Below are 19,323 nucleotides of genomic sequence, written 5' to 3'. Positions count from 1 at the left end.
CGCCTCCCCGGCGCCCGGGCACCGGGCTGCCCCTCAGTCGCCCTACGAGGCTGGCCCCGGGCCGCCTCCTGCGGAACCCCGCCCCCCTTCGACCGCCGCCCGGATGGACTCCGGCCATGGCGCCGAGGCCTCGCTCCCGGCGGGCACGTGCACGCTCACGAACCGGCCCGACGCCGCGAGGCGACGGTCCACGGCTCCGGAGGGTGCGCCATCGTACGCCTCACCCCAGACCTCGAAGCGGAACACCATCGACGAACGCCCCACGGACTCGACCTCGAGCACGGTCGTGGCCTCCTGCCCGAAGTACAGCTTCGCGCGGTAGTCCACCTCCTGGCGCACGCGCGGCGCCGCGCCGAAGTACTCCTCGAGCACGCCCAGGCGGCGGAACAGCCTCGCCTCGGCCGCCTCGACGCTGCGGAGCACGAACGAGTTGTGGTGGTGGCCGGCCGCGTCGGTGTCCACCCATTCCACGGTGCGGGTCACCTCTTCACGGACGACGGCGGCGCTCGCCTCGGTCACGGATCCTCCTTGCGCTGGCGTTGCGGGGTCATGTCCCCACCATTGTGGGGTCCCGTCCGCTCGCTCACGGGGTCCCGTCCCCTCGCTTACGGGGTCCCGTCCCCTCGCTTACGGGGTCCCGTCCCCTCGCTTACGGGGTCCCGTCCCCTCGCTTACGGGGTCCCGTCCCGGCTAAGGATCGGACAGGACCCCACAACAGGCGGGACGGGACCCCACAACGGACGGGACGGGACCCCACAACGGGGCGGACAGGACCCCACAACGGTCAGGCGGGGGCGGGCTCCAGGGCCCTCGCCTGCCCCGCCGCGTCCTGCCCCGCCGCATCCTGCCCCGCCGCGTCCTGCCCCGCCCTGTCCGCCGCCGGGGTCCAGCGCAGGTGGGTCGGGAGGGCGTCGCCGTCCGGCTCGCGCAGGAGGGAGAGGCGCGGGCGGACGGCGTCCGTGCGGGCGCTCGGCGGCTTGCGGCGCCCGGCGCGGAACGGCGGCACCCACTCGGCGCCCTCGCCCCTGTAGTCCTGCTCGGCCGCGGCGTGAAGCGTCCAGTTCGGGTCGTACAGGTGCGTACGGCCCAGGGCGCACAGGTCCGCGCGGCCGGCGAGGAGGATCGAGTTGACGTCGTCGTAGCTCGAGATCGCCCCGACCGCGATGACGGCCGCGCCCGTGCCCTCGAGGGCCTGGCGGATGCGGTCGGCGAACGGCGTCTGGTACGAGCGCCCGAACGCGGGCTTCTCGTCCTTGGCGATCTGCCCCGACGAGACGTCCACGGCGGCGGCGCCGTGCGCGACGAACGCCTTCGCGATCTCCACGCCGTCCTCGGCGGTGTTCCCGTCCGGCATCCAGTCGACGGCGGAGATGCGCACCGTGACGGGGCGCTCGGCCGGGAAGGCGGCCCGGACGGCGTCGAAGACCTCGAGCGGGAAGCGCAGTCGGTTCGTCAGGGAGCCGCCGTACTCGTCCGTGCGGCGGTTCGAGACCGGCGAGAGGAACGAGGAGAGCAGGTAGCCGTGCGCGGCGTGGACCTCGAGGAGGTCGAAGCCGGCCTCGGCGGCGCGACGTGCCGCGGCGACGAAGTCCTCGCGGATCTCGTCCATGCCGGCCCGGTCCAGCTCGGCCGGAACCTGGTTCTCGGGCCCGTAGGCGAGGGCCGACGGCGCGACGGTCTGCCAGTTCCCGGACTCGAGGGGCTGGTCGATGCCCTCCCACATGAGCCTCGTGGAGCCCTTCCGCCCCGAATGGCCGATCTGCGCGCCGATCTTCGCTGTCGAGGCTGAGTGCACGAAGTCCACGATCCGGCCCCACGCGTCCCGCTGCCCGTCGGTGTACAGGCCCGCGCAGCCGGGGGTGATCCGGCCGGCCTCGGAGACGCACACCATCTCGGTCATGACCAGGCCGGCCCCGCCGAGGGCCTTCGAGCCGAGGTGGGCAAGATGGAAGTCGCCCGGCAGGCCGTCCACCGCGGAGTACATGTCCATGGGCGAGACGACCACGCGGTTCTTGAGCCCGAGCCCGCCGATCCGGAACGGCTGGAACATCGCCGGCCGCGCCACGCCGTCGCCCATCCCCGCCTCCGCCTGGGCCGCGGCGAACCACGCGTCCACGCGCTCGGCGAACTCCGGATCGCGCAGGCGCAGGTTCTCCTGCGTGATGCGGCGCGAGCGGGTCAGGAGGTTGAAGCAGAACTGCAGCGGCTCCTGCGAGGTGTACATGCCGATGTTCTCGAACCACTCGAGCGAGGCCTGGGCCGCGCGCTGGGTGGACTCGACGACGGGCCGCCGCTCCGTCTCGTACGCCTCGAGGGAGGCCTCGAGCGAGGGGTGCTCGTGGAGGCAGGCCGCGAGCGCGAGCGCGTCCTCCATCGCGAGCTTCGTGCCGGAGCCGATCGAGAAGTGCGCCGTGTGGGCGGCGTCGCCGAGCAGGACGACGTTGCCGTGCCGCCAGGAAGCGTTGCGCACCGTGGTGAAGTTGATCCACTTCGAGTTGTTCGCGAGGACCTCGTGGCCCGCGAGCTCGTCGGCGAAGATCTCGCGCACCCGGGAAATGGCCTTCTCGTCCGAGACCCCGGGCGGGAACGCCACGCCCTCGGTCTCGTCGAACCCGGCGGCGCGCCACACGTCCTCGTGCATCTCGACGATGAACGTGGAGCCCTCGTCGGAGTACGGGTACCCGTGGATCTGCATGGTGCCCCACTGGGTGTCCTTGACGAAGAACTGGAACGCCTCGAACACGAGGTCCGTGCCGAGCCACATGTACTTGTTGGGCCGCACGTCCAGGGACGGCCCGAACGACTCGGCGAACCTCGCGCGCACGGCCGAGTTCACGCCGTCGGCCGCGAGGACGAGGTCGAAGTCCCGGGAGAGCTCCTCGACATCGGGCGCCATGGTGGAGAAGCGGACGTCGACGCCGAGCTCGGCGCAGCGGCGCTGGAGGAGCTGCAGGAGCTCCTTGCGGCTCATGGCCGCGAAGCCCTGCCCGCCCACGGTGTGGCGGACGCCGTTGAGGCTGATGTCGATGTCCGTCCAGCGGGCGAACCGCTCGGACATGTACTCGGCGACCACCGTGTCCGCGTTGCCGATCCCGCCGAGCGTCTCGTCCGAGAACACGACGCCGAACCCGAACGTGTCCTCGGCCCGGTTGCGCTCCCACACGGTGACCTCGTGGGCGGGGTTGAGCTGCTTCATGAGGGCGGAGAAGTACAGGCCGCCGGGCCCGCCGCCGATCACGGCTACTTTCAGGGGCTTCATGGGTACGTCCTCTCAGACCTGGGTGCCGTTGGTGGCGGCCTGCTCGCGCAGGCGGTAGTGCTGGAGCTTGCCGCTCGGGTTCCGGGGCAGGGCGTCGACGAAGCGGATGTCGCGCGGGTACTTGTACGGCGCGATCCGGGACTTCACGAAGTCCTGGATCTCGCGGCGCTTCGCGTCGTCGCCCTCCACGCCCTCGCGCAGGACGACGAACGCGCACACCACCGTGCCGCGCTCCGCGTCCGGCCGGCCGACTACGCCGCATTCCATGACGTCCGGGTGCTCGTCCACGGCCGCCTCGACCTCGGGGGCGCCGATGTTGTACCCGGAGGAGACGATCATGTCGTCTGCCCGGGCCTGGTAGTAGAAGTAGCCGTCGGCGTCGCGGTAGAACGTGTCGCCGGTGACGTTCCAGCCGCCCACCACGTAGCCGGTCTGGCGCTCGTCGTCGAGGTACCGGCAGCCGGTGGGGCCGATGACGGCGAGCCGCCCGAGCTCTCCCGCCGCCACCTCATTGCCGTCCGCGTCGAGCACCGTTGCGCGGTAGCCCGGGACGGGCCGGCCGGTCGCGCCGGGGCGGATGTCCTCGCCCGCGGCGGAGATGAACACGTGCAGGAGCTCGGTCGCGCCGATCCCGTTGATGAGCTTCAGCCCGGTCTCCTCGTGCACGTGCTGCCAGACCTCCTGCGGGAGGTGCTCGCCCGCGGAGACGGCGCGCGTCACGCCCGCGAGCAAGTGCGCGCGGCCCTCCTTGAGGATTGCCCGGTACGCGGTCGGCGCGGTCGCGAGGACTGTGACGCCGTGCTCTGCCACGAGCTCGGCGAGCTGGACCGGCGTCGTGCGCTCCGTGAGCAGCGCGGAGGCGCCGAACCGCAGCGGGAACACCACGAGCTGGCCCAGCCCGAACGTGAACGCGAACGGCGCCGAGCATGCGAACACGTCGTCCTCGGTGGGCGCCAGGATGTGGCGCGCGAACGTGTCCGCGTTGGCCAGGATGTCGCGGTGGAAGTGCATGGTCACCTTGGGCACGCCGGTGCTGCCGGAGGTGGGGCCCAGGAGGGCGACGTCGTCCGCGGCCGTCTCCACGGCGTCGAACCTGCCGCTCTTGGCCGCCGCGCGGACGGTGAGGTCGTCGGCGCCGTCGCCGCCGTACCGCACCACGGCGGGGCGCACCCCTGCAGGGCGCACGACGGCGGTGCTGCCGCCCAGTCCCGCGACGGCCTCCTCGAGGTCCTCGGCGAAGCGGTGGTCCACGAGCGCCACGGTAGGCGTGGTCCGCTCGAGGATCTGGGCGATCTCGGCCGCGCGGAGGGCGAACATCGTCGTCACGACCACGCCGCCGGCCTTGAGGACGCCGAGCCACGCAGCCACAGTCCAGGGGTTGTTCGGCGAGCGCAGGAGGACGCGGTTGCCGGGCACGAGGCCGAGGTCCTCGGTGAGGACCTGCGCCACCTGGTTGGCCCGCGTCTGCAGCTCGCCGTAGGTCCAGCGGGTGCCGTCCGGGGTCAGGAGCGCCGGGCGGTCGGGGCCGAAGCGCTCCACGGCGCGGTCGATCAGCGCCGAGCCGGCGTTGAGGCGGTCCGGGTACTGCAGCTCGGGGAGCGTGAACTCGAAGGCCGGCCACTGCTCGGCCGGGGGGAGGTGGTCCCGCGCGAACGTGTCCGCGTGGGCGGAGGGGGTGAGGGCCATGGCGCACCTTTCAGGGCGGGCTGGGGTGAGTTGAATGGGGTGAGCGGAGTCGGTCCCGTGCGGGCCGGCCGGACGCCACTGTCCGGGGGTCGCTGTCGGGGCGCCAGCGTGCGGGACTGTCATTGTCCGGGACGGACCAGGGCCTCCTGGGCGACGGTCGCGACGAGGCGTCCGTCCGTGTCGAAGAAGCGGCCGAGCCCGAGGCCGCGGCCGGACTGCGTTCCGGCGGACTCCTGGACGTAGAGGAGCCACTGGTCGGTGCGGGCCGGCCGGTGGAACCACATGGCGTGGTCGAGGCTCGCGGTGGTCAGGCCCGGGTCCCCCCAGGAGAGGCCGAGGGCGCGGAGGGTGGGCTCGATGATCGTGTAGTCGCACACGTAGGCGAGGGCCGCGGTGTGGAGCTGCTCGTCGGTGAGGGCGGCGGCGCCGGTGCGGACCGCCGGGTCGGAGCCCTCCGCGTGGGGCGAGGCCACGCCGTCGAGCGCCTCGAAGGCGCGCACCCACACCGCCTGGTGCGGCACCCGCTCTCCCTCGACCCGCACGTAGACGGGGCCGGGGACGTGGCGCATGTCGAACGAGCGGCCCGCGGACCAGTACTCCTTGGACTCCGCGGTGAGCGTTCCTGCCTCCGGGGTGCCGGGCTCGATCGCGGCGAGGTACTCCGCCGAGCTCGGCAGCGATTCCGGGTCCGGGATGCCCGCCGGGGCCGCGGGGGCGAGCTCGGCGCCGTCCTCGGGGACCTGGAACGAGGCGAGCGCCGCGTACACGGGCTTGCCGTTCTGGTACCCGCGGACCTGGCGGGTCGAGTAGCCGCGGCCGTCGCGCAGGAGCTCGACCTCGTAGCGGACCTCCGCGCCGATGTCCACGGGCCGCATGAAGTACGAGTGCATCGAGTGCAGTCGGCGGTCCGCCGGGGCCGAGAGCATCGCGGCCGCCGCGGCCTGGGCCACCATGTCCCCGCCGTAGGCCTTGGGCCACGGGCAGGGCTGGGTGGTCGCGGTGAACGCGAGGTCGAAGTGCTCGGGCTCGGCCGGCGTCAGGGCGAGGGCCGCCACGAGGGCGGCGGACCTGGCCGTCGGGGCGCTGGCGGTGTTCATGCGCGGCGGAACCCCTCGAGCTCGGAGTCGTCCACGTCCTCGAGGTTGACCACGATGTTCTCGGGCGTGCGGGCCGTGAGCCACACGAGCTCCTCGGTGGTGGACATGTTGGCCTCGACGTGCGGCATGAACGGCGGGACGAAGACCCAGTCGCCGGCGGTCATGTCGATGTACTCCCTGTAGCCCTCGCCGAAGTAGATCCGGCCGTGGCCGCGGAGCACGTAGCCGCCGGTCTCGGCCTCGCCGTGGTGGTGCGGGAAGGAGCGGTAGCCGGGCTCGTTGGAGACCTGCCCGAACCAGATCTTCGTCGCAGGGGTGTGCTGGATCGAGACGCCGGAGACGCGGACGCACTGGCCGGACTGCATGGTCGAGGTGTCCTCGTGGCCCGCGCGGGTGACGACGGGGATGACGCGGCCGTCCGGCTGCGCGTAGACCGCGTTGTCGCCCTCGGTCGCGTAGGCGGTCTGCTCGGCGGTGCTCTGATCGATGGCGCTCTGATCGGTGGTCATGCTGGCTCCTTTGCCTTGTTCTAGTGTGCGGTGCTGAAGCGGATGGTGTTGGCCAGGCGGCCCAGGCCCTCGGCCTCCACCACCACGGTGTCGCCGTGGGAGAGGTACTGCGGGGGCTGCATGCCCATGCCCACGCCGCCGGGGGTGCCGGTGAGGATGACGTCGCCGGGGCGCAGCACCGTGAACTGGGAGACGTAGGCGACGAGGGCTGCGGCGCTGAAGACGAGGGTCTTGGTGTTGCCGTTCTGGCGGCGGTCTCCGTTGACCTCGCACGTGATCCCGATGCCCGCCTCGGGGTCGATCGAGTCCGCCGTGACGAGGACCGGCCCGAGCGGCGTGGTGGCGTCCCAGGCCTTGCCCTGGAGCCACTGGAGTGTGCGCTTCTGCCAGTCGCGGACCGAGATGTCGTTGGCGAGCATGTAGCCGGCGATCCCCGCGCGGGCCTCCTCCTCGCCCGCGCTGCGGAGTTCCGCGCCCACGACGACGGCGAGCTCGGCTTCCCAGTCGAGCTCGCCCTGCGCTGCCGGCGGCACCGCGATCTCGTCCGTCGGTCCGGTGAGGGTGTCCGCGAACTTCGCGAAGAGGGTGGGGTGCTCGGGGAGATCCCGGCCCATCTCGGTGATGTGGTCCGCGTAGTTGAGGCCGCAGCAGATGACCTTGGCAGGGGCGGGGAGCGGGAGCGCGAGCTCGGCCTCGCCCACGGGCACGCCCTCGGCGTCCCCGGCGACCCCGGCGCCCGGCGAGGTGCCCGCGAGCGCGGCCTCCGCCGTCGTCCGCCAGTCCCCTGCGGCGAGGAGCGCGCTCAGGTGCGGGGCGCCGAGCGGCAGCCAGCGGTCTGCGCTGCGCACGGCGGCGCAGGTCCCGCCCGCAGTCCGGATCGTGGCCAGTTCCATGGGTCCTCCTCTGTCGCCCGGCGACCCTGTATGTCGCTTTCTTGACGTCCGTCAACTAAGCTCAACGTAACACGGCTCACACTGCCGCGACTACCCCCACACTGGAACGAGCCCGCGAGGGATGCAGGAGGAGACATGGAGGCCACCATGGCGCGCAAGGAGACCATCAACCCGGCGTCGCTGCCCAAGCCCTCGGGCTACGCGCACGGGATCCGGGTCGGCAGCACGGTCTACCTCGGCGGCCAGACCGCGCTGGATGCGGACATGCGGATCGTGCCCGGTGGGATAGTGGAGCAGTTCCGCCAGGCGTTCTCCAACGTCCTCGCCACGCTCGAGGAGGCCGGAGGGAAGCCCGAGGACCTCGTGGACGTGACCATCTACCTCACCGACGTGGACGACTACATGGCGCACGGGCGCGAGATCGGGCGCATCTGGCGCGAGATGGCGGGGCGGGAGTACCCCGCGATGGCCGGGATCGGGATCACGCGGCTGTGGCAGGAGGAGGCCCTGATCGAGATCAAGGGCGTGGCCGTGATCGGGTCGGGGACCGCCGCGGAGTAGCCCGCCGACCGGGGCAGATCAGGTCCGACGCCGGAGGTCTTGGTCCGGCCGTCCTGTGCAAGACCACCCGAATCTGAGTACAGGCGGCATGACCCAAGTAGTCGCGCGGGAAGACGCGCTCCCGATTCAGGTACAAAGTACTCATCACAAACGTCCGTACAACTGTCACAGTGGGATGACAGGCAGCATTGGCATCCGGGGGGCTGTGATGGCAAACGTCGATGATGTTGTTCGGATATGGAGCTCGGGCGGCGGCGCACCGGCAGAGCGGCTCAGCCGGTACGCGCAGGCGCTCGTCGCCGAGGGCCCGGTCGCCGCGTACCACGTGCTGGACGACGACGAGGAGGACCGGGCGATCCTCTCGCTGTACCGCGTGGACCGGCCCCGCGCCACGATCGAGGACCTGCACCAGGTCCCGCCGCTCGCGCTCTCCGGCTACCACCAGATGCTCCACGATCTCGCGCGCGCAGGGCTCGGGCCGGAGCCCACCGGGCACTGAGCGCGCGGCCCCCGTCCTCGCCGGGCCCCCTACCCGGCGAGGACCCGCTCGGCATGGCGCCGGGCGGGGCCTTCGAGCTTCGCGTGGAGCGAGGCGAAGAGCTCCTCGGCCACGAGGCCGTGCCAGGTGGGCGGGAGGTACTCCGCCGGGAGGCCCGGGTCGAGATAGGGCAGGCGGCGCCACTGGGTCAGGAGCGAGACGTAGTCGGCGAAGGCGGCGGCGTCGTCGGCGGCCGACGACGGCGCCACGCCCTCCCAGCGCTCGCGCACCCCGCGCTGGCCCTCCACGAACTCGACGTAGGTCGCCTCGAGCGCGTCCAGGTCCCACCACTCGGCGACGCGCTCCGGCATGCCCGGCCCCTCGCCGTCTTCCGCGTGCTCTGCCTCCGCGTACCGGGCGCGGAAGAACTCGACGTACTGCCCGGCGCCGGCGCGGGCCAGGCGCCGCCGGGCCTCCTTCTCGAGCGCGACCGGCGCGATCCACAGCCCCGGCGAGACCGCGCCGAAGCCGAGCCGTGTCAGGGAGGCACGGATCTGGTGGCGCAGAGCGCGCTGCGACTCGGGGACGGAGAACGCGGCGAGGAGCCACGGATCATCCGGCCGGGCGCGGTGGGGCGAGAAGATGCGCTCGTCGCCCTCGCTGAAGACCTCCTCGAGGCCCGGACCCAGGCGGTACGCGGCAGCCCCGCCGAGCTTCACGCTCTCGAGCACACCGCGCTTCTTGAGCCGGGACACCGCCGAGCGGACTCCCGCGCCCTCCACCCCGAGGTCCCCCAGCAGCCGGACGAGCGCGGCGACTGGGAGCGCGCCTCCATGCTCGCGCGCGTAGAGGCCGAACACAGTCACGAGCAGCTGCTGATGGCGCGGGGACGCGGCCGCTGCCTTGGACTGCTGGACGGCGGCGGTGGACATGCACCGAGCCTACCGCCGGAGGGACCCCTGGCGCCGGGCAGCGCGTCTACGTGCCCGCCGGGGCCTTCGGGATGAGGATCCAGAGCACGATGTAGACCAGTTCGCCCACGCCCGTGATCCCGAAGACCACGAACGCCAGCCGGACGAGGAACTTCGGGATCCCGAACCGTGCGGACAGGGCCGCGCACACGCCGGCGATCATCTTTCCCTGACGGGGACGCACAAGAGCTCCAGTCATGCCGTCACGCTACTCCGGTCGGGCCGCGCCCTCCAGAGGCAGTCGGCAGGCGCGGACCGCCGCTCCGGCTCTGGCCCTCGCCCCGACCGAGTCCTACGATGTGCTCGATGCGTGCGCGGCCCTTGAGTCCGGGGGAGGTGGGGGCAATGGCGTTGGTGCCCGTGGCGCGAGCTCGCGCCCTGACCGCGCTGCGTCACGCCGCAGCCGCCGCGGGCCTCGGGCTCGGGTGGCTCCTCCTCTCCGCCCCCGCCGCCTCTGCCCTCGACGACCTGCTGGGGGCGGATTCCCTCCTGGGCGCCCCCACAGCTCCCACGGCGGAGCTGGCGCCCGTGGACACGGTTGGACGCACGACGACGATGCTCGCCTCCGTCGCGGATGCGGCGGCGCCCGCGGCGCATCCCCTGCTGACGGGCCCGCTGGAGCCGCTCGCCCCCGTGGTGGGCGGCGTGGTGTCGGAGATCGGGGACGCCGTCACGGCGGTGGGAGACGTCGTCGGCGCCCTCCCGGCGCCGTCCGTCTCCGTACCGATCCCCCTGCCGGAGCCGCTTCCCCTGCCGGCCCTGCCGCCCTCGGTCCTCCCGGTCGCGCCACCTGCTGCGCCCGCTCCGGCCGTGTCCCCGGCGGCTCCCGCCGCTCCGGGCTCCGCCCCCGTCCTTGACACGGCGCCCGTCCTCGCACCGCCCGCGGGAGAGGGCACGGGCCCGGCGGCCCCCGGCGATGGACCCCGGGCGACCCTCGAGTCCGGCCGGGTGTGGGACTGGTCGATGCCCGTCTTCTCCTTGGAGCGCCCGGCCGAGCTCGGTCCGGCCGCGGAACGCCTGCCCTCGGGCGCTCCCGGCGGGCCCTGGGCCATCCCTCTGTTCGAGAGGCAGCTGTGGCTGGGCTCGGGACTGGCCGGCGCCTCCGGGGCCGGGGCTCCGGGCGCTGTGCTCGCTGCCGCCGTCCTGCTTCCAGCCCTGCTCCAGCTCACGGCCCGGAACCGGCCACGGCGCGCGCACGCGCCGGCCTCCCCCGCGTTCCAGCCAGGATCCACCCCCGACTGAGGGGACGAGTCTGCCTTCTCGCAGTCCGTCCTGCGCGCTTCACGCGCGCCCAGACTCAGACAAAGGATCACTGGCATGAACACCATTGGCAACTGGCCTGACCCCCTGTAGGAATTCGGCATGTAGGGGATCGGCCGCTTCTCGGCCTCAGGCGGGATCCGGCCCGCCTTGGCCGTCCAGCCCTGTCGACCCGAGCGTCCTGCGGACGAACTCGGCCGCCGGCCCCGCGTGCGCCTCCCTGATCCTCTCGAACAGGGCGACGCACGCCGCGCCCGGCCAGTCCTCCGGCAGCAGCTCTGGCGGCAGGCCCGGATCCAGATAGGGGATCATGCGCCACGCGTCGACGCAGTGCACGTACGCGGCGAAGCTCTCGGCAGGCCCCTCACTCTGGCCGGGCACGTCGGCCTGCCCCGCGATGAAGTCGCGGTGCAGGCCGGCGATGGCGTGGAGGTCCCACCATCCGGCCACATGGCCCGCCGCGACGGGCCCTGCCGGGAGCCCGCGGGCCGTGAACAGGACGACGTGCTCGCCGAGCCCCAGTCCGTCCACGGCGTCCGCGACCTCGTCGCGGAGGTAGTCGGGGCAGATCCACACGCCGGATTCGACTGCCCCGCATCCGATCCAGCGGAGCTGTCGCCGCAGCTGGTGCCGCACATCCCGCATGGCCTCCGGAATGGAGAAGACGATGAGGCACCACTCGCCGTCGGCGGCCATGCTGCGCGGCACGTGGATGCGCCGGTCGCCGCGGGCCAGCATCGCCTCGGCCCCGGGCGCGAGCGCGAGCCCCGGCACGCCGTCCCGGGCCTCGCCCTCGAGGAGGCCGCGCTGCTTGACGCGGCTCACGGCCGTGCGGGCCTGCGGGACGGGCACCCCGAGCGCACCGAGGAGGGCGACGACGGTCTCTGCCGGCATCCACCCGCCCGTCTCGCGCAGGTACAGGCCCACCACGGTGCGCAGGAGCGAGACGGCACTGCCGGGCCGCGAGACCATGTCGTCCGCGACCCGGGGCAGCGCGCTGGCGGGCGCGTCCTCGGGGTGGACCACGTCCACCGCGCCCACGTGCGTCCCCGCCGGAGCCTCCGTCGGCGCGTCTGCGGCCCCCATCGCGGAGCCGGCCCCTGAGGCCGTCACGCGAGCTCGGCCAGGGCGTCCCGGATGGCGGCGATCCCCGCCTCGACCTCGGCGAAGGACGTGCTCAGCGGCGAGAGGCCCACGCGCAGCCCGTGCGGCGGCCGGAAGTCGGGAATGACGCCCCGCTCCCACAGCATCGCGGTGACCTCGCGGAAGCGCGGGTGGTTGAGCGTGATGTGGGAGCCCCGCTCGGCGGGGTCGCGCGGGGAGGCGAGCTCGACGCCGAACGCTGCGAGGTCCCGGGCGGCGAGGGCAGCGGCGAACTCGGTCAGCAGCACGGACTTGGCCCGGACGGCCTCCATGCCGCCCGCCTCGGCGATGAGCTCGACCATGCCCGCGAGCGGCTGCATCGCAAGGATCGGCGGCGTGCCCGTGATGAACTGCCGGATGCCGGCGGCGGGGGCGTAGGACTCGGTCATGCCGAACGGGTCCGCGGCGCCCATCCAGCCCCACAGCGGCTGGCGCAGGCGGTCCTGGAGCCCGCGGCGCACATACCCGAACGCGGGGGAGCCCGGCCCGCCGTTGAGGTACTTGTACGTGCACCCCACGGCGAGGTCCACGCCCCATGCGTCGAGCTCGAGCTGCACCGAACCGGCCGAGTGGCACAGGTCCCACACCACGAGCGCTCCCGCGCGGTGCACGGCCTGGGTGATCGCCGGGGCGTCGGCGATGAACCCGGACCGGTAGGCCACATGGCTCAGGAGCACGACCGCGGTGCGCGGGCCGACCACTGCCTCGACGTCGGCCGGGCGCACTCCGGTGTCCGGGTCCGGCGAGATCCAGCGGATCGTCGCGCCCCGCTCGGCGGCGATGCCCTCGACGAGGAAGCGGTCCGTGGGGAAGTTCTCGCGGTCGATCACGATCTCGTCCCGCCCGGCACCCGACTGGGCGTCGAGGGCGGCGCGGACGAGCTTGTAGATCATGACCGAGGTCGAGTCCGCGACGATCGTCTGGCCGTGGGCGGCGCCGAGGACCACCTCCGCGAGGCGGTCGCCGAGCCGCACGGGCTCGTCCATCCAGCGCTCGTCCCAGGCGCGGATGAGCCGCTGGCCCCATTCGCCGCGCGTGAACTCGCCGAGGCGCTCCGCCGTCGCCGCGAGCGGGCGGCCGAGCGAGTTCCCGTCGAGGTAGGCCACGACCGGGTCGCCCTCGGGCTCGAGGAAGCGGTCGCGGAAGCGCGCGAGTGGGTCGGCGGCATCCAGCGCCGCCGCATCCAGCGCCTGCAGGGCTGAGGTGCTCGTGGGGGTCATGGCTCAGGCTCCGATCTCGGTGCGCACGGCGTACAGCTCGGGGAAGAAGGTCAGGTCCAGGGCACGCTTGAGGAAGTCGACGCCGGAGGAGCCGCCCGTGCCGCGCTTGAAGCCGATGGTGCGCTGGACGGTGCGGAGGTGGCGGAAGCGCCAGGCCTGGAAGTTGTCCTCGAGGTCCACGAGGTCCTCGCACGCCTCGTAGAGGCCCCAGGGCGTGGAGTCCTCCTCGTAGATGCGCTTGAAGACGGGCACGAGCTCCTCCCGGAACGTCCACGGCTCCGTGACATCACGGTCCAGGACGTCCGCGGGGATCTCGTACCCGTTGCGGGCCACGAGGCGCAGGAAGGCGTCGTAGAGGGTGGGCTCGGCGAGCAGGCCGGAGAGGAGGTCGTACGCCTCGGGCTCGCTCGTGAAGACCTCGAGCATGCGCGCGTGCTTGTTGCCGAGCACGAACTCGACCGCGCGGTACTGGTACGACTGGAAGCCGGACGAGTTGCCGAGCGAGCCGCGGAACTGCGCGTACTCGCGGGGGGTGAGCGTGCCGAGCACGGACCACTGCTCTGTGAGCGTGCGCTGGATCGCCTTGACCCGGGCCAGGCACTTGAGGGCCTTGCCGAGATCGTCCGCATCGAGGAGCCGCCGGGCCTCGAGGAGCTCGTGCAGCACGAGCTTGAGCCAGAGCTCCGAGGTCTGGTGCTGGATGATGAACAGCATCTCATCGTGGTGGACGGGGCTGCTCTGGGGGTGCTGGGCGTGCAGGAGCGCGTCGAGGCCGAGGTAGCGGCCGTACGTCATGGCGCCATGGAAGTCGGTGCGGACCGTGTCCTCGATCTTCCGCACGCCGGCCGGCTCCGCCGAGTTCTGGGCCGCCGTGTTCTGGGCGGATACAGCGTCCGCAGGAGGCGTCTGCGCGGGTGTGGTCTGGGGCATAGTCTGACGATATCATCTTCGTGACGATCGTCCAAGGGATGAAATCGATGCGCGTCACGTCCGCGCGCCGGGCGTGCGCGTCACGTCCGCGCGCCGGGCGGGCCCGTCAGGACGGTCGGAATGTACTCGAGCAGCTGCGTGCGCCCGTCGAACGTGCGGCTTGCGACCATCTCGAGCGCCACGTCCGGGTAGCCGTCGTAGATCCGGTCCCTGCCCGTCCGGCCTGTGATGACCGGGAAGACGACCACCCGGAACCGGTCCACGAGCCCGGCCTCGAGGAGGGAGCGGCACAGCGTGAGGCTGCCGAGCGTGCTGAGGGGCTCGCCGCTGCCCTCCTTCATCTCGCGCACCGCTTCGACCGCGTCGCCCCGGACAAGCCGCGTGTTCGGCCAGGCGAGGGGCTCGGCGAGGGTCGAGGAGAAGACGACCTTGCGCATGCCGGCCAGGACGTCCGTCCCGGGCTCGCCCTCGGCAGCGAGCGCGGACATGACCCGATATGTGGTGGCACCCATGAGGACCGTGCGGTCGGGCTGCTCGTCCAGCCACGCGAGGTACTCGGGGCTCTCGAGCCCCCATCAGCCCGGCCAGCCCTCGGCGGCCCCGTAGCCGTCGAGGGACGTGATGAAGTCGACGAGGAGTTCTGGCATCTGCGGCTCCTTCGGCTGGGTGGACGGCCGGCGTCCGCGGCGCTGGGCGTTCCGCGGCACCCCTCCATGGTGCTCCCGCGGGCCGGCCCACGTCAGCCCCCGCGGCCGTCAGGATGCCGGCCGGCAGTCATGCCCCCAGCAGCGGTCCGGCCAGCAGCAGTCCGGCCAGCGCGGCGGCCAGCGCGAGCACGAGCGTCCCCAGGGCATTGACGACGGCGGCGCCCCACTTCCCCGCGAGCGCGAGGCTCACGCTCTGGTAGCTGGCCGTGGAGAAGGTCGTGTACCCGCCGAGGAACCCGGTGCCCAGCACGGCCGCCGGCCCCGCACCGAGCGCCCCCGCGAGAGCGAGGCCCGCGACGAGCCCCAGGGCGAAGGACCCGGTCACGTTGATCCCGATCGTCGCGACCGGCAGCGCCGAGCGGAGGCGCCGGCTCACCGCGGTGTCCACCGCGTAGCGCACTGCGGCACCGATCCCGCCGGCCGCCCCGAGCAGCAGCACCTCGCCCGGACTCACTGCTCAGCCTCCCGCCCAGCGTCAGCGCCGGAGTCTCCGACCCCTGGCCCACCACCGGATTCGGACGGGACCCCGTACCGTGGCGCGTGGTTCTGTCCGAAAGCCGTGGCGCCTCCGGAGGACGGCGGGCGCCCCGCCCCGCGTGCCCCGCCCCCCTGCGGGTGCGCGGCCACGCGGGCCTCGGCGGCCAAGCCCCTGCGGTCCTCACGGTGGAGCCACGCCGCGCCCGCCACCCCGGCGAGGGTCGCCGCCGCCCCGCCGAGCAGGGTCAGCGCGAGGTACCACCCGGCGTCGGCCGCGCGGCCGTCGGAGAGGAGCCGCACGCCGTCCACCGCGAGCGCAGAGTATGTGGTGAAGGAGCCGAGGAACCCCGTGCCGAGCCCCAGGCGCACGAGCCGCCGTGCCCCCGCATCCGGCCCCCGCCGCACGAGGGACTCGAGGAGCACGCCGAGGGCCAGGGCGCCGAGGAGGTTCACCGCGAGGGTCGCAGCGGGGAAGCCGCCGGGCATCCCCACGGCCTCCCCCACGGCCCAGCGGGCGAGCGTCCCTGCGGCACCGCCAACGGCAACGAGCGCGAGCACGGCCGGCGAGAACGGGTGGCCCGGCCTGGCGGGCGCGGGGAGGCGCGAGGCGGCGTGCGCCTCGGGAGGCGGGGGCCCGGCGTCGTGCGCGGGGCGGGGGCGGGAGTGTGTCACGGCGCCTTGAGCGTACCGGCTATCCGCTGCGGCCAACCACCGCTAGCGTGGTGCCATGGATGCGGCCCCGTGGTTCGCCGAGGCCTTCATGGCGTGGTTCTCCGCGGAGGACTCCGAGCTCGCGCGCGCCGTGCTGCAGCGCGGAGTCGCGGCGCTCTACTTCGTCGCGTTCCTCTCCTCCCTGAACCAGTTCCCCGCCCTGCTCGGCGAACGCGGCCTCCTGCCCGTCCCCGAGTACCTCGAGGGGTTCCACCGGATGCGCCGCCCCACGCTGTTCCGCTGGCGCTACTCGGACCGGCTGCTGCGGGCCATGTGCGTGGCGGGGCTGGCCGTCTCGGCGCTCCTCGTCGCCGGCCTCCCGCAGACGGGCCCGTGGTGGCTGCCGCTCATCGCGTTCCTGGCGCTGTGGGGCATGTACATGTCGATCGCGAACGTGGGCCAGGTGTTCTACGGGTTCGGGTGGGAGATGCTCCTGCTCGAGGCGGGCTTCACCGTGGCGTTCCTGGGCTCGGACCAGGTGCCGCCGCCCGCGCCGATCCTCCTGCTGACGGTGTGGCTCGTGTTCCGGCTCGAGTTCGGCGCGGGCATGATCAAGATCCGCGGCGGGCCCGAGTGGCGCGACCTCACCGCCCTCTTCTACCACCACGAGACACAGCCGATGCCCGGCCCGCTCAGCCGCCAGTTCCACCTCCTGCCGAAGTGGATGCACCGGGGAGAGGTGGCCGGGAACCACGTGGCGCAGCTCGTGGTGCCGTTCTTCCTCTTCTTCCCGCAGCCGGTCGGGAGCATTGCGGCGGCGGTGGTGATCGCCACGCAGCTGTGGCTCGTGCTCTCGGGCAACTTCGCGTGGCTGAACTGGTCCGCGATCGTGCTCGCCTTCGCCGCCGTCGGGGACCGCGCGGTGCACACGGTGCTCCCGTTCGTCCCGGAGGACCTCTCGCCGGGGGCTTCCTGGCGCACGACGGCGTGGCCCGCCGACGGCGACCTCCTCGCCTGGGCGTGGGTCGTCGTCGTGCTCGCTGCCGCCCTGCTCCTCGTGGTGCTCTCGTGGCAGCCGCTGCGCAACCTGCTGGCCCGCGACCAGCTCATGAACGCCGCCTTCAACCGGTGGCAGCTGGTCAACGCGTACGGCGCGTTCGGCTCGGTGACCAAGAACCGCATCGAGGTGGTGGTCGAGGGGACCCTGGACCCGGTGCCCGCCGAGGACGCGCAGTGGCGCGAGTACCGCTTCAAGGGCAAGCCCGGCGAGCCCGGCCGGATCCCGCGGCAGTGGGCGCCGTACCACCTGCGCCTCGACTGGCTCATGTGGTTCCTGCCGCTGCGCACGGTGCACGAGGAGTGGTTCTACGCCTTCCTCATGAAGCTCCTTGCCGCGGATGGGGCCACGCTGCGGCTCCTGCGCGAGGACCCGTTCGGGGGCGAGCGGCCCCGCTGGGTGCGGGCGCGCACGGCCATGTACGAGTTCGCGACCCACGAGGAGTTCCGCGAGACGGGCCAGCGGTGGATCGTCACGCCGCTGCGGGAGGTGATCCGGCCGATCGGCCTGCGGGACGGCGAGTAGGGGGAATTCGCGGAGGCGGCGGGAGCTGCGGCGGCGCGCAGCCGAACGCGGGGAGGGCAACGCAAAGGGCCCCGGTCGATCGACCGGGGCCCTTCAGCTCTGTGCGCGAGGCGGGATTTGAACCCGCACGCCCTTTCGGACACTGGCACCTGAAGCCAGCGCGTCTGCCGTTCCGCCACTCGCGCGCGGCACTTCCGGGGTCACAGGCGGGCGCTGGTGGAAACCTTGCACGGCCTGATCCTGCGAAAGCAGCGAGAACCAGCATAGCCGAGCACTTCGCCGATTGCGAAATCCGACGGTGGCCCAGCGCCCGGCCCGCTCGCCCCACCCCACCGCTCGCCCCGCCCCCTGCCCAAACCCCCACCCACCGCTCGCCCCGCCCCACTGCAGTGCCGCGGAATTGTTGGGTTGAACAGGGTGCGGGCCCCTTCCACCCTGCCCAACCCAACAATTGCGAGCAGGGCGGGGCGCGGGCGTCGAACGGAGGCGTCGAGCGCGGGCATCGTTACCGGGACGGAAGGCGGTGCGTGGGGCCGGACAGTGCCCTGCCCAGTAGTATCGTCACAGGACTGCGCGCGCCCATGGGCCGTGCGCCGCCGCCACGGCACACCGGCCGGAGGGGGATCGACCACCTGCACGCCCAGAGGAGAGGAGGAGGCATGGGACTGCTCGACAGGCTCGAGCGCGGCATCGAGAAGGCCGTCCACGGGGTCTTCTCCACCGGCTCCAAGGGGCAGGTGCAGCCGGTCGAGATCGCGAGCCGGATGCGCCGCGAGATGGACCACAAGGCCTACGCGATCGACCAGGGCCGCACCCTCGCCCCGAACGCCTTCGAGGCCAGGCTCTCGGACGCGGACTTCGAGCGGGCCAGGGAGTGGGGCCAGTCCCTCGCCGAGGAGCTGTGCGAGGTCGCCTCGAAGCACGCCCGCTCCCAGGGCTACACGCTCCAGGGGCCCGTCCGCGTCTCGTTCCACCATGACTCGGAACTGCGCGCCGGGGAGTTCGAGGTCGTCTCCCGCACCGAGAAGGGCGCCGGACGGCCGGCGGGCATGAGACCGCCGAGCGCCCCGGCGCCTGCCCGCCGGCCCAACCTGCCCTCGGCGCCCCCGCAGCAGGCCGGCCCCCTGACCCCGGTGCTCGAGATCGACGGCCAGCGCTACGCGATCAATGCCGAGTCGGTCGTCCTCGGGCGCTCCTCGGAGGCGGACATCGTCATCGACGACACGGGCGTCTCCCGCCGTCACCTCGAGATCCGAGTGGACGGCCCCGGCCCCCGCGCCGTTGACCTCGGCTCCACCAACGGCAGCTACGTCAACGGCCAGCGCGTCTCCGGATCAGCCGAGCTGCGCGACGGCTCCGTCGTCACGATGGGCCGCACCAAGATCGTCTTCCGCCTGCTTCCGGCACCCCGGGGAGGGAACGCGTGAACGAGCTGACGCTCACCGCCTTGCGGCTGGGCCTCCTTCTGCTGCTCTGGCTCCTGGTCTTCAGCGTCGTCGGGGCAATGCGCCGCGACCTGGCGATCGGCCGGCGCAACAAGACCGGGGTCCCGACGGCCCGGGAGGTGCGCCGCCATCCCGAGCTCGCCCCGCCGCCGGTGCGCGAGCACGCCCGCCAGCTCGTCGTCGTCGAAGGCCCGCTCGCCGGCATGAGCATGGACCTCGCTGACAGCCCCATCCTGCTCGGCCGCGCGCAGGAGGCCACGCTCGTCCTCGAGGACGACTACGCCTCGGGCCGCCACGCCCGCCTCTTCCCGCAGGGCAGCCGCTGGTTCATCGAGGACCTCGGTTCGACGAACGGCACCTACCTCGCCGAGCAGCAGCTCACGCGGGCGCAGCCGGTGGAGCTGGGCGCGCCCATCCGCATCGGCAAGACCGTGATCGAGCTGAGGCCCTGATC

General features: G+C 72.9%; 19 protein-coding genes, 1 tRNA gene and 1 pseudogene. 6 read left to right on the top strand and 15 right to left on the bottom strand.

Translation table 11 applies throughout. The features are described 5' to 3' along the window. Nucleotides 1-42: 42 nt before the first annotated feature. From ABCQ75_RS13840 to ABCQ75_RS13815, 6 genes are all read right to left on the bottom strand, one after another. Complete coding sequence (locus ABCQ75_RS13840; RefSeq protein WP_345886079.1) at nt 43-519, bottom strand: acyl-CoA thioesterase; 477 nt, start codon at nt 517-519, stop codon at nt 43-45. 265 nt (nt 520-784) lie between these two features. Continuing rightward, nucleotides 785-3,250 (bottom strand): bifunctional salicylyl-CoA 5-hydroxylase/oxidoreductase, encoded by a 2,466-nt coding sequence (locus ABCQ75_RS13835; protein ID WP_345886121.1) that lies wholly within the window; start codon nt 3,248-3,250, stop codon nt 785-787. Between the two features lie 21 nt (nt 3,251-3,271). Next, nucleotides 3,272-4,945: an AMP-binding protein gene (locus ABCQ75_RS13830; protein ID WP_345886077.1), complete on the bottom strand. Its 1,674-nt coding sequence runs from the start codon at nt 4,943-4,945 to the stop codon at nt 3,272-3,274. Nucleotides 4,946-5,064: 119 nt separating this feature from the next. Further along, nucleotides 5,065-6,042: an acyl-CoA thioesterase gene (locus ABCQ75_RS13825; RefSeq protein ID WP_345886075.1), complete on the bottom strand. Its 978-nt coding sequence runs from the start codon at nt 6,040-6,042 to the stop codon at nt 5,065-5,067. After that, nucleotides 6,039-6,551 (bottom strand): cupin domain-containing protein, encoded by a 513-nt coding sequence (locus ABCQ75_RS13820; RefSeq protein WP_345886073.1) that lies wholly within the window; start codon nt 6,549-6,551, stop codon nt 6,039-6,041. Before ABCQ75_RS13820 ends, ABCQ75_RS13825 begins: the two co-directional genes overlap by 4 nt. Before the next feature lie 20 nt (nt 6,552-6,571). Then, entirely contained in the window at nt 6,572-7,444 is an 873-nt protein-coding gene (locus ABCQ75_RS13815; protein WP_345886072.1) for a fumarylacetoacetate hydrolase family protein, read from the bottom strand. Nucleotides 7,445-7,579: 135 nt separating this feature from the next. On the opposite strand from ABCQ75_RS13815, the gene ABCQ75_RS13810 reads away from it, so the two are divergent. Then, a complete protein-coding gene (locus ABCQ75_RS13810) occupies nt 7,580-8,005 on the top strand; it encodes a RidA family protein (RefSeq protein WP_345886071.1) in 426 nt (141 codons plus the stop codon). A 208-nt stretch (nt 8,006-8,213) separates the two neighbouring features. Beyond that, complete coding sequence (locus tag ABCQ75_RS13805) at nt 8,214-8,504, top strand: hypothetical protein (RefSeq protein WP_345886070.1); 291 nt, start codon at nt 8,214-8,216, stop codon at nt 8,502-8,504. Nucleotides 8,505-8,533: 29 nt separating this feature from the next. On the opposite strand, the gene ABCQ75_RS13800 is transcribed toward ABCQ75_RS13805, so the two are convergent. Next, the gene (locus ABCQ75_RS13800) at nt 8,534-9,415 is read right to left on the bottom strand and encodes a PaaX family transcriptional regulator (RefSeq protein WP_345886069.1); all 882 of its coding nucleotides are present in this window, start codon (nt 9,413-9,415) and stop codon (nt 8,534-8,536) included. Nucleotides 9,416-9,461: 46 nt separating this feature from the next. Further along, nucleotides 9,462-9,653, bottom strand: coding sequence for a PspC domain-containing protein (locus ABCQ75_RS13795; RefSeq protein ID WP_345886068.1), 192 nt, complete (start codon nt 9,651-9,653; stop codon nt 9,462-9,464). 146 nt (nt 9,654-9,799) lie between these two features. Here ABCQ75_RS13795 and ABCQ75_RS13790 point away from each other — a divergent pair, with 146 nt between their 5' ends. Continuing rightward, a complete protein-coding gene (locus ABCQ75_RS13790; protein ID WP_345886066.1) occupies nt 9,800-10,696 on the top strand; it encodes a hypothetical protein in 897 nt (298 codons plus the stop codon). Between the two features lie 147 nt (nt 10,697-10,843). Here ABCQ75_RS13790 and ABCQ75_RS13785 read toward each other — a convergent pair whose 3' ends face one another. From ABCQ75_RS13785 to ABCQ75_RS13760, 6 genes and pseudogenes are all read right to left on the bottom strand, one after another. Further along, nucleotides 10,844-11,800: a PaaX family transcriptional regulator gene (locus tag ABCQ75_RS13785; RefSeq protein WP_345886063.1), complete on the bottom strand. Its 957-nt coding sequence runs from the start codon at nt 11,798-11,800 to the stop codon at nt 10,844-10,846. Nucleotides 11,801-11,823: 23 nt separating this feature from the next. Continuing rightward, entirely contained in the window at nt 11,824-13,077 is a 1,254-nt protein-coding gene (gene kynU, locus ABCQ75_RS13780) for a kynureninase (RefSeq protein ID WP_345886062.1), read from the bottom strand. Nucleotides 13,078-13,080: 3 nt separating this feature from the next. Continuing rightward, nucleotides 13,081-14,007, bottom strand: a complete 927-nt coding sequence (kynA, locus tag ABCQ75_RS13775) for a tryptophan 2,3-dioxygenase (protein WP_345886060.1) — start codon at nt 14,005-14,007, stop codon at nt 13,081-13,083. Nucleotides 14,008-14,087: 80 nt separating this feature from the next. Continuing rightward, a pseudogene (locus tag ABCQ75_RS13770) lies at nt 14,088-14,654 on the bottom strand (dihydrofolate reductase family protein). Nucleotides 14,655-14,781: 127 nt separating this feature from the next. Beyond that, nucleotides 14,782-15,168 (bottom strand): fluoride efflux transporter FluC, encoded by a 387-nt coding sequence (locus tag ABCQ75_RS13765; RefSeq protein ID WP_345886059.1) that lies wholly within the window; start codon nt 15,166-15,168, stop codon nt 14,782-14,784. Continuing rightward, nucleotides 15,165-15,863, bottom strand: coding sequence for a fluoride efflux transporter FluC (locus ABCQ75_RS13760; protein WP_345886058.1), 699 nt, complete (start codon nt 15,861-15,863; stop codon nt 15,165-15,167). The genes ABCQ75_RS13765 and ABCQ75_RS13760 overlap by 4 nt, the downstream gene beginning before the upstream one ends. Before the next feature lie 55 nt (nt 15,864-15,918). Between ABCQ75_RS13760 and ABCQ75_RS13755 the strand changes: the two genes are divergently transcribed. After that, a complete protein-coding gene (locus ABCQ75_RS13755) occupies nt 15,919-17,424 on the top strand; it encodes a lipase maturation factor family protein (RefSeq protein WP_345886055.1) in 1,506 nt (501 codons plus the stop codon). Nucleotides 17,425-17,526: 102 nt separating this feature from the next. On the opposite strand, the gene ABCQ75_RS13750 is transcribed toward ABCQ75_RS13755, so the two are convergent. Continuing rightward, nucleotides 17,527-17,609: transfer RNA gene (locus ABCQ75_RS13750), tRNA-Leu, on the bottom strand. Nucleotides 17,610-18,083: 474 nt separating this feature from the next. On the opposite strand from ABCQ75_RS13750, the gene ABCQ75_RS13745 reads away from it, so the two are divergent. Then, nucleotides 18,084-18,851: an FhaA domain-containing protein gene (locus tag ABCQ75_RS13745; protein ID WP_345886053.1), complete on the top strand. Its 768-nt coding sequence runs from the start codon at nt 18,084-18,086 to the stop codon at nt 18,849-18,851. Further along, nucleotides 18,848-19,321 carry an FHA domain-containing protein FhaB/FipA gene (locus ABCQ75_RS13740; protein WP_345886051.1) on the top strand — a complete coding sequence of 158 codons (474 nt, stop codon included), beginning with the start codon at nt 18,848-18,850 and terminating at the stop codon, nt 19,319-19,321. Before ABCQ75_RS13745 ends, ABCQ75_RS13740 begins: the two co-directional genes overlap by 4 nt. Nucleotides 19,322-19,323: the final 2 nt, after the last annotated feature.

The organism is Sinomonas halotolerans (genome assembly GCF_039615075.1).
Lineage (GTDB): Bacteria > Actinomycetota > Actinomycetes > Actinomycetales > Micrococcaceae > Sinomonas > Sinomonas halotolerans.
This window is presented reverse-complemented; position numbering and strand designations above follow the sequence as displayed.